Annotated in this window: 4 protein-coding genes; all 4 read right to left on the bottom strand. The window is 63.9% G+C overall.

Annotated elements, in window-relative coordinates:
• Positions 1-26: 26 nt before the first annotated feature.
• Positions 27-794, bottom strand: a complete 768-nt coding sequence (locus JWN21_RS12075) for an SDR family NAD(P)-dependent oxidoreductase (protein ID WP_299650389.1) — start codon at positions 792-794, stop codon at positions 27-29.
• The gene (locus tag JWN21_RS12070) at positions 791-2,569 is read right to left on the bottom strand and encodes a hydantoinase B/oxoprolinase family protein (RefSeq protein WP_299650386.1); all 1,779 of its coding nucleotides are present in this window, start codon (positions 2,567-2,569) and stop codon (positions 791-793) included. The genes JWN21_RS12075 and JWN21_RS12070 overlap by 4 nt, the downstream gene beginning before the upstream one ends.
• Complete coding sequence (locus tag JWN21_RS12065) at positions 2,566-4,617, bottom strand: hydantoinase/oxoprolinase family protein (protein WP_299650384.1); 2,052 nt, start codon at positions 4,615-4,617, stop codon at positions 2,566-2,568. Before JWN21_RS12065 ends, JWN21_RS12070 begins: the two co-directional genes overlap by 4 nt.
• 2 nt (positions 4,618-4,619) lie before the next feature.
• Positions 4,620-5,237 (bottom strand): 3-keto-5-aminohexanoate cleavage protein (locus tag JWN21_RS12060; RefSeq protein WP_299650381.1); only part of this gene is annotated, 618 nt, incomplete at its 5' end.

The raw sequence follows: 5,237 nt of genomic DNA, 5'->3' as shown, positions 1-5,237 counted from the left end.
AAATATAATTTCAACATCATATCATTTTACATTCCGGCGAACAGGCCTTCGTCGGCGAGTATGGTCGCGCCATGCATTGCGTTCACCTCGCCGGAAACCAGGAAGAAGATCGTCGCCGCAATCTCCTCCGGCGGCGAATAGGTGCGGCCGCTCGGCGTCAGTCGGGCCTTGGCTGCCAGGATTTCGGCGCTTCCCTCGCCAACCCTATCATTCTCGTTGAGCGCGGTCGCCGTGTTGCCCGGAGCGACCGCGTTGATGTGAATGCCGTGCGGCGCCAGCTTTCCGACCAGAGAGCGGGTCAACATCATGATGGCCGCCTTTGTGGCGGCATAGAGCGGATACGCCGAGGAGCCACGATATGCCGCGACTGAGGCGAGATTGACGATTCGCCCGCGGCCTCGCAGCTTCATGCCTTCGGAAACGGCGTCGATCGCGAAGAAGGCACCCTTGAAATTGATATCGATCATCTGGTCGAACTGGTCTTCGTCCATGTCTCCCAACGGTGTCGGGTAATATACCCCGGCTGAGTAGACCAGGATATCAATCGGTCCCACGCTCTGCTCGACTTGGGCCACAACCTTCCGGATCGAAGCGACCGAGCGGACGTCGGCGGTAAAACCCCTTGCCTTGCCGCCGTTTCGTGTGATTTCGGCTGCGACCTTATTCGCCTTGGCGATGTCGCCGCTAGCGATCACTGCGATGGTAGCGCCTTCGGCCGCAAGACGCAGCGCGGTGGCCTTGCCTATGCCCGAGCTGCCGCCGAAGATCAGCGCGACTTGATTTTCAAGTTTCAAGGTAGAGGCCCCTGGTTGCGAAATTGTTCAGTGGCGCTGATGTCGACGCGATCGTCGACAATGATGACGCCATAGGTGTCGCGCGCGCGCGCTGCGGACACGCGGCGATCGAATACGTCGGCGAGCACCCGTTCGGGATTCCGGTGGCGCGGATCGCCAAATCCTCCGCCGCCGGTGCCTGTCGACAGCACGGTTTCGCCGGGGCGTAGCGTCAGGCGGCCATGTCCGGGGAGAGGTTGATCAGCTTTCCCCGGCACGCGCTTCACCTGGGCCGCCGCACCACCTTCAAGCCCGCCGCACACGCCTTGTGCACGATTGATCACCCCATCGCTGACATAGGATATTTCAAGGTTACCCAGCGTGGGTCCAAGTTCGACCGAAAGGCATGGCGCGCCGCAATGCTGGCCTGCGCCTTCGCTGTCGGCGACCAGTCCGCGCCGCAACACCCGCAAAGGATGGTGCATCTCTGTCATCTCAATGCTGTCCACGAAAGACATGCCGGCGTTGCCCGCGTGCGAATAGGTCAGCCACGCATCGCTATGCGCCGATGCCCCGCCGCCGGTGCTCCCTAGGAATAATTGGTTGATGAACGAGCGCCCATCGCGTGGGTCCACGCCCGAAACCACGCCCTTGTGTGGCGGATTGACGGCTCCAACTTCAGCCAGAGCCGCTTCGGGAAGCAATGCACTGACCGCGACTTGCACGGCAGCGACGACGCGATCCGCGAGGTTGGTAGTCGCAACCGAGAACGAGACCGGATGGCTCCCGCCCCCGATACAACTGCCGTTGCGGATCAATACTTCGACACAACCGAGACTGCCCGCATTTTTCGCGACACCGGCACCAAGGGTATTGAAGATACCAATCAGCGCACCGGTGCGAGCGCAGGCCTCGCTCACGTTGAGTCCACAGGGCAAAACTTCCGGATTGTCGGTAAGATCGACCAAAATCTTCTGCGTTTCGGGGTCTATGGTTACCGTCGCGCGAATCTCGACCCCATCGGGCGAGGTGCCAGGCATCGGATCGTGCCTGCTTGATGCCGTTGCGCTACCTGCGGGCAATTCGGCGATCCGGCTGCGCATCTGTCGCTGGCCATAAGACAGCCAGGCGTCGGTGAAGCGGTCGAGCGTATCCCAACCGACTTCGGCCCCGAGCTCGAGCAGGTCGTTCTCGCCGCAACGCGCGGCACCGATCATCGCCAGGAAATCGCCATACCATTGATCGGGCACGCGGATCCGCGCGCGGCACATGCGGACGATATCCTGGTTGATCACATAATCCTGCTGGACCTTGACCGCCGGGAAGATCAGCGCGCCTTCTTCATAGACGTCTCGCGCACCGGCGAAGTATGTGGTCGGTGCGCTGTTACCGATATCGGCCTGATGTGCCTTTACCAGCACTGTGAAGCGATGGACCCCGGCATCGTCGATCACTGGCATCAGGATCGTATGATCGGCCGCGTGCGAACAGCCCTCATATGGCGAATTGTGCAGGAAGGCGTCACCGCGCTCTAGCTTGGGATGATGGCGGTGCATCGACTGTGCCATCAGATCGGGGCCACTGAGCACATGGATCGGCAGGCTGTCGGCGGCGCTGAGCAGGTCGCAATCGGCCGAGAGGATCGCACAGGACAAGTCCTTAGCGCGGTTGAGCACGCCCGATCGTCCCGCGCGGGTAAGCGCCTTGGCCATCTTGCGCGATATGCCGTCCATTCGGCTGCGCAGCACCGATAGCCGGGCGCCTGACAATGTCGGCTGGGCAGGGGCGTCAATCATAGGTTGATCACTAGGCTGCCATCTGCGGTGCGGCGGAAATCGGCGCGGTCGATCGCGACCGACGTAAAATGGGATTCGACGATCGCGGGGCCGCGAAACGGCTCGTCCACTGGCATGTCGGACCAGCGATGGACCGGCGCGTCGATCCGCTCGCCGCTCGGCAGGATTATCGGCCGCGACGAGCGCGGAGCCTCGCTTGGCGGCTCGGCCAGCCGCCGTGCGCCAGCATCGCGCAGGCGACAGGCAACGCTGACGCGCCAGCTGACGATCTCGACCGCGCTGTTGGCGTCGCGGAAATTGTAGAGTCGCTCATGCTCGACATCAAAGGCTTCGCGCATCGCGGTTATATCCTGCTCGGTGCCGAAGCGCTCGATCGGCAGGACGACTTCGATCTCCCAAGCCTGGTCAGCGTAGCGCGCCTCGACCGTGCGCACATATCTGACGCTTTCGGTATCGTTGGCCTGTGCATCGGCAAAACGGCGGCATTTTTGCTCCAGGCCGTCGAGGATGCGGTTTGCGGTCTGGGCGGAGAAGGACGCAGTGGACATTCGCCCGGTGGCGCGCCTCTCGGTGACTAGGTCAGACATCAATGCCCCCGCCGCACTCAGGGTCGAGCCGACTTCGGGAACGACGATCCGTGCCGATCCCAGGCGGCGGCCGATGAAGACCACATTCATGCCGGCCGCGCCGCCGCCGCCGACCAAGGTCGCCCGTGCTGGATCGATGCCCTGCTCCACGGTTATCTGGAGGATCGCCTGCGCCATGGTTTCGGTCGCCAGCTCGATGATCGCCGCTGCGGCCTCGGCGATGGTCAGGCCGAGCGGCGCCGCGACGCGCTCGAGCGCCGCTTCGGCAGCAGCCACGTCGAGCGGCATCGTCCCGCCTAGGAAAAAGCTGGCGTCGAGGTAGCCCAGGATCAACGCCGCGTCGGTGACCGTCGGCTCAGCGCCGCCGCGCCCGTAACAGGCGGGACCGGGCTTTGCGCCCGCACTCTCGGGGCCGACTTGCAGCCCGCCGCCTGAATCGACTCGGGCGATACTGCCGCCCCCTGCGCCGACGCTGCGCACGTCGACTGACGGGAAGCCGGTAAGATGGCCGAGGATCGGCGGCCCGACCCAAAGTTCACGGGTCAGCGGAATGCGCCCGTCGCGGACCACGCTGACATCGAAGGTCGTGCCGCCGGTATCGGCGATGATGACGTCGCTGCCGCCCGCATCTGCCGCGAAATGGCGCCCGGCGACCGGCGCCATCGACGGCCCGGAATTTAGAACGTGGATCGGTGCTTTGCCCAGCGCCGCAGCATCCATGACTCCGCCTTGGGACGTCACCATCAGCACGCGGCCGTCGAAGCCGGCGTCGCGCAACTGATCGGTCAGCGAGCCGAGATAGCGGCCCATCATCGGCTTGAGCGAAGCATCGATGCTCGCCGCCGATGCGCGGCGATATTCGCGCGGGATCGGATTGAGCTGGTGGGACAGGGTGTAGGGCACGCCCGGCAGATGCTGTTCGATCAACTCGCCGATGCGCAATTCGTGCGCGGGATTGACGATCGACCAGAGCAGACAGACCGAAACCGCTTCGATTCCGTCGGCCTTCAGTCGATCAAGGATCGCGCGCACCGCCGATTCGTCGAGCGCCGCAAAGACGCTGCCGTCGGCATCGACGCGCTCGGGCACTTCATGCACGTGGTGCCGGGGCACGAATGGTTGCGGGAACGGCGTTGTGAAATCGAACGCATCGGGGCGCCCACCTTCGCGCAGCAGCAGCACATCGGGATGGCCCTGCGTCGTCAGCAGCGCAGTGCTCGCGGTGTTGCCGGTCAGTATCGCGTTGATCGCATGGGTGGTGGCGTGGATGAAGGTGGTGCCGCTGCCGAGCAATTCACGCAGCGTCAGCTCATATTCGTCCGCCGCAAGCTGCAGGGCGGCGAGCACGCCTGCGACCGGATTTTCGGCAATAGTCGGCGCCTTGAACGCGCGCCACAGCCCGTCATCTCCCTCGATCACGAGATCGGTAAAGGTGCCGCCAGTGTCGGTCGCGAAGCGCATGCTCAGCTTCTGCGCGCCGACAGGCCGAGTGTAGCGCGCGCTTCGTCCGGACTGGCAAGCTCGCCACCCAGCGTGCGCACGATATCCGCCGCCTGCTCGACCAGGGCGGCATTGCCCGGCGCCGGCTCACCGCGGCGCAGGTATAGATTGTCCTCGAGCCCGACGCGCACATGCCCTCCGAGCAGCACGCATTGAGCGGCGATCGGCAGCGACATTGCCGAAATGCCGAAGCCGCCCCAATGCGCGCCGGCTGGCAGGAAGCTCAACAGGCTGATCAGCGCCTGCGGCGTGGCGGGCGCGCCGCCGGGCACGCCTAGGCAGATCTGAAAGAACGGAGTGTCCTCAATGAGGCCGTCCTCGATCATTCGCCGGGCATGATCGATATGGCCGATGTCGAACACTTCGATTTCGGGCTTAGTACCCACTGCCTGCACCATCCTGGACATCGCCGCAACGTGGGTGGGAGTGTTCAGCACCGCATGCTTGCCGAAGTTCATCGTGCCGATGTCGAGACTGCAGATTTCCGGCGCCAGATCGACGACGTGCCGAACGCGAATTTCCGGGGTGGTGAGCGTCGATCCGGGAGCGGGGCTGAGCGGATCGTGCTCGCTGGGAATGTA

The organism is Sphingomonas bacterium, from assembly GCF_028292945.1.
Classification (GTDB): domain Bacteria; phylum Pseudomonadota; class Alphaproteobacteria; order Sphingomonadales; family Sphingomonadaceae; genus Sphingomonas.
The sequence above is the reverse complement of the archived record's forward strand: the minus strand, read 5'-3'. Positions and strand labels throughout refer to the sequence as shown.